4 protein-coding genes are annotated in these 4,906 nt (G+C 44.9%); 2 read left to right on the forward strand and 2 right to left on the reverse strand.

What is annotated here, in order from left to right; translation table 11 throughout:
- Positions 1 to 274: 274 nt before the first annotated feature.
- Together U9Q77_03545 and U9Q77_03550 are read right to left on the reverse strand one after the other, a co-directional pair.
- Positions 275 to 415, reverse strand: a complete 141-nt coding sequence (locus tag U9Q77_03545; GenBank protein MEA3286436.1) for a hypothetical protein — start codon at positions 413 to 415, stop codon at positions 275 to 277.
- Between the two features lie 142 nt (positions 416 to 557).
- A complete protein-coding gene (locus U9Q77_03550; GenBank protein MEA3286437.1) occupies positions 558 to 1,520 on the reverse strand; it encodes an integron integrase in 963 nt (320 codons plus the stop codon).
- A 297-nt stretch (positions 1,521 to 1,817) separates the two neighbouring features.
- Here U9Q77_03550 and uvrC point away from each other — a divergent pair, with 297 nt between their 5' ends.
- Together uvrC and U9Q77_03560 are read left to right on the forward strand one after the other, a co-directional pair.
- Positions 1,818 to 3,644 carry an excinuclease ABC subunit UvrC gene (uvrC, locus tag U9Q77_03555; protein ID MEA3286438.1) on the forward strand — a complete coding sequence of 609 codons (1,827 nt, stop codon included), beginning with the start codon at positions 1,818 to 1,820 and terminating at the stop codon, positions 3,642 to 3,644.
- A 484-nt stretch (positions 3,645 to 4,128) separates the two neighbouring features.
- Positions 4,129 to 4,761, forward strand: a complete 633-nt coding sequence (locus U9Q77_03560; GenBank protein MEA3286439.1) for a fumarylacetoacetate hydrolase family protein — start codon at positions 4,129 to 4,131, stop codon at positions 4,759 to 4,761.
- The last annotated feature ends 145 nt before the right edge of the window (positions 4,762 to 4,906 follow it).

Raw genomic sequence — 4,906 nt, forward strand, 5'->3', positions numbered from 1 at the left:
AATGAATAATGCCGGAAGTCCATGTCAATTAGCAATAAATCTCTGTTAACTATCAAATCTGATGCCCAACTAACTATAATTATGTTGTTCTGTATAAGACATTTAAAATTGCGTTAATGCAGTATAAGCAAATTAGTATTAATTTTCAAGCTGCTGAAACCCAGTTGGTTAGAGTAGAATTCCAATTGTGGTAGGAGTTTAGACTGACCCGCGTAAGATCCTCTATCTTCTTCCAAAGCCGTGTTGTTACAAAAGTTCATGAGAACCTCGTGTTTCATGTCGATTGTGATTCACAATGCGTGTGTAGATCATGGTCACCTAAAATTCCCAGTTCACTCAAAATCTCATCTCGCAAAGTATCAGGACAGCCCAGTATTCCAGGTGGATTGTGATTTAGGATACGAATGTAGATCATAGTCACCCCTAATTCTCTGCGTACTCAAAACCATATCTCTACAAAGTATCAAGAGAACCCCGCGATTCAGGTGGATCGTGATTTATAATATGAGTGTAGATCATTGCTGCCTTTAATTCCCGACGTTCTCATTACTATACCACTACAAAGTATCAATGGGACTCCGTACTCCAGATGGACCGTGGTTCATGACATGCGTGTAAATCATGGTCGTCTTTAAGTCCTTATGCCCCAATAAAACCTGAACCGTACGAATATCACAACCTCCCTCTAGTAAATGAGTAGCGAAAGAATGGCGGAAAGTATGACAACTGACCTGTTTAGTCAAGTCGCATTTATCAACAGAATGTTTAACTGCCCGCTGTATAATCGAGGGATCAATGTGATGACGACCCCGTTTTAGAGTTTTCTTATCTTTCCAGAGCCTCGCCTGTGGAAAAACCCACTGCCAACGCCATTCCTTGGAAGCATTCAAATATTTCCGATCCAAAGCACGGGGTAATGGTACCTGGCCAAAACCCTTCGATAGATCATCCAGGTAGATTCTCTTAACCTCATTGAGTTGTTTCTTTAAAGGCACTTTTAATGAAACGGGAAGCATTACGACCCGATCCTTAGCACCCTTTCCATTTCTGACTGCTATCTCATTCCGCCGGAAATCCACATCCTTGACACGTAATCCTATACATTCCCGCAATCTGAATCCACAACCATAAAGCAGGTTGAGAATTAATCTATGCTGCTGTGCCACTCGATCTAACACACGCTTCACCTCACCCTTTGTCATCACAACTGGAATACGAATGGGTTTCCTGGCTCTGATAATGTCCCCCAGTTCCCCAACTTCGGTTCCAAATACATGCCGATAAAGAAATAGTATTGCCGCAAGTGCCTGATTTTGCGTTGATGCACTTACTCTTTGTGAAACAGCCAGATAGCTCAAAAATTTATTGATCTCAGGTTCCGCCAAATCAATTGGATGTACCCTATTATGGAATTCGAGAAATCGGATGATCCACCTGCTGTAGGTTTTTTCAGTACGAGGGCTGTAATGCCTCGCCTGTAAAGCCTTGTGGTATTCTTCCATTAATTTTAGCCTGTTCATTGGTGCTCTGTTTGGTTCCACAAGATGACCAGATTCATTTTGCATGAATGCACGCTCACTTCCTTGATAAGGTTGTAAAAAGGTGATCAGTTATTAAAAGGTGGTTAGTGCCTGAAACTTAATTCAAAATAGGCATTATCCAAATCTTCAACAAAAAGTGCGTCTCGATCTGGCATGCTGAAATGTATGGATCGTTGCTACAACCAGCATTACTCTCGCCTCACTGCTTATCATCCCAAAATCCCGTAACCCGGAAAAAACGCGAGTATTTCATTCAACTCAATTTAGATTTTAAGCGTGTCAAAAGTGATCGCACCATATCTGGCCAAACTGAAAGATCTGCCGAAACAACCCGGGGTCTATTTCTACTACGATAGAAATGGGAAGATCATCTATATTGGAAAAGCTAAAGTGCTGCGCAATCGGGTTAAATCCTACTTTACAGGTGCTCCCGATAGCCCCAAAACGGCACGCTTGATCACCCGGATCTGGGATCTGCAGACTCTGGTTACCCGTAGCGAGGTGGAAGCCCTGCTCACCGAAGCCAACCTCATCAAACAACATCGCCCTCATTTCAATATTGATCTCCGTGATGATAAGACCTTTCCCTATATTCGGATTACCAAAGAAGCCTATCCCCAGGTATTTGTAACTCGAACTATTGTAAAAGATGGATCGGTCTACTACGGACCCTATACCAACGTGAAAGGGCTCCGCTCAGCCCTGTCTGTGATCAAACGTATTTTCACTATCCGAAGTTGTCACTATCGTATGGATGACGAGTCCGTGGCAGCTGGGAAAGTCCAGTTGTGTCTGGATTACCACATCGGAAAATGTGACGGACCTTGCCAGGGCTTGATCACTCGTCAGGAATATGCTGAGATGATCCAACGTGTGGAGGATTTCCTCAAAGGGCGAACCGATACTGTTGAAACTTATCTTGAAAATAAAATGCAATTGGCGGCAGCTAATACTGATTATGAGCAGGCCGCTCGCTATCGGGATCAACTGGAGGCTGTGCGCTCCTATGTCAGTCGTCAACGTCTTAAAACCAGTGATTTTGAAGATCGGGATGTCCTGGGAGTCGCCCGCCAGGATAATCTTACCTGTGGAATTTTGATCCGAATAAGAGCCGGCAAACTGATCGGGAAAGAACAATTCCGCTTTCGGGGAGCTGAAGATGAGAAAATGCCCGCTATTTTGAGCCGCATGATCACTCGTGTTTATGAGGATGCTTCCTTTATCCCCCGCGAAATTTTGGTTCCTGATGAGATCGCTGATTTGGACATGATCACGGCCTGGCTGAAGGATGTTTCCGGTGCCAGGATCACATTCAGAACGCCGCAAATAGGGGAGAAGAAAACCTTATTGGAACTTGCTGATCGCAACGCCGAATTAGTGCTCAAAGACTGGGCTCTGGAACAAGCCCAACGAGTGGAGATCGTGCCCAAAATGGTCCGAGCACTCCAGGAAGACCTGAATCTCAACGCTCCACCCCGGCGGATCGAAGGATTTGATATCTCTCATCTGGGAGGAACAGAAACCGTGGCTTCCCTGGTGTGTTTTAAGGATGGGAAACCGGCTAAACAGGAATATCGCAAATTTCAAATAAAAACGGTCCAGGGCATCGATGATTTTGCCAGTATGAAAGAAGTGATCCACCGGCGCTATACCCGAGTAAAAGCTGAGGCATTATCCGAACCGGACCTGATTCTGATCGATGGTGGTAAAGGGCAATTAAGTGCTGCTGTAGATATTTTAAAGCAGATCGGAATGTCCCATATCCCAATTCTGGGTTTAGCCAAACGTTTAGAGGAAGTGTTTCTTCCAGGAGAATCGCTTTCCCTGGGTATTCCCAAAACCAGCCCTTCGATCATCTTGTTGAGAAGGATTCGAGATGAAGCCCACCGGTTTGCCATCACCTTCCAGAAGAATAGACGCAGTAAGGCCATGGTTCATTCTGCCCTGGATGATATTGCAGGTATTGGACAATCGCGGCGGGTGGCACTGTTAAAGTACTTCCGGTCATTGAATAATTTAAAAAATGCCGATGTGGATGAGATCGCCCACGTCCCCGGAATATCCACTATTATGGCTCAGCGGATAAAAACCGGGTTAAATTGAGAAAATAGAGAAACTTGCCAGGGCGTAACCGATAGGCGAAAGGTAAGGGGTTTTGGAGCACAAAAAGCTCTGCGTCCCGGCGGCTTTGCCTGCCCGCACGAAGTTATACGCAGGTGGGCGAGAGGGCGTTTTTAAGGAATAAGTAAAAAGTAAAAAGGGTATAAGGGTTTTGGCATAAAAGACTCTGCGTCTTGGCGGCTCTGCCTGCCCGCACGAAGTTATACGCAGGCGGGCGAGAGGGCGTTTTTAAGGAATAAGTAAAAAGGGTATAGGGTATAGGGTATAGGGTATAGGGGATAACTATCATTGAAGACATCAAATCTTTCAGCCTGCGCTTTCAGCTGTGCATCGGATCTTACTGCACTCAGATTACTTCTGTCTTTACAGCGTTTCGCCACGCAGACAGGATCAGGAATCAAAACTGAAACTCGTGAAACTCAAAAAACTCATAAGCTCATAAACTCAAAAAAACTCAGGAACTAACATGGTCTTCGATTTCACAGAAAAAGAAAAAGGCATCCAGCCACGTACCATCTGGTGTCTGGGTCGCAATTATGCCAAACATGCTGAAGAACTAGGCAATCTGGTGGAAGCTCAACCACTGATTTTTCAAAAAGGCTTGAATGCCCTGGTACCATTGAACGGGGTACAGAAATTGTTTCGGGATCATGGTGAAGTTCACTATGAAACTGAGCTGGTGGTCATGATGGATCGCAATAATAAGGGATCATTTATTGCCGGAATCGGATTGGGTCTGGACCTTACGCTTAGGGATGTCCAGAGTGAACTGAAGTCAGCCGGCAAGCCCTGGACGCTGGCAAAATCATTTGATGGTGCTGCCGTAGTAAGTCGTTTTATCCCTGCAAAAGAGATCCCCTCCCTGGATCAGATCAGGTTTACCATGGTTTTAAATCAGCAAGTGCGACAGCGGGGTGATAGTAGCCAGATGATCCTGCCGCTGGAAAAGATTCCCGCTTATTTGGAAGAATATACTGACTTGCAACCCGGTGACATTATTTTTACCGGCACACCTGAAGGAATTGGAGTTCTGAATCCCGGTGATGAAGTAAGCCTTGATCTGGCTGGACATCATATGGGTACCATCCGGTTTAGTTAGACATTTCGATATATTTATGGCTCATCGTCATAATGCGTACCTGGATACAATCATTGAGATTGGGGGTCAATAAAATATTCTGGGGTATAAAGGTATAAGGGTTATACGGTATATGGTATCCACTTGCTGAAACGTCTGCTCTGAC

The organism is Candidatus Neomarinimicrobiota bacterium (genome assembly GCA_034716895.1).
Lineage (GTDB): Bacteria > Fidelibacterota > UBA8477 > UBA8477 > JABMPR01 > JABMPR01.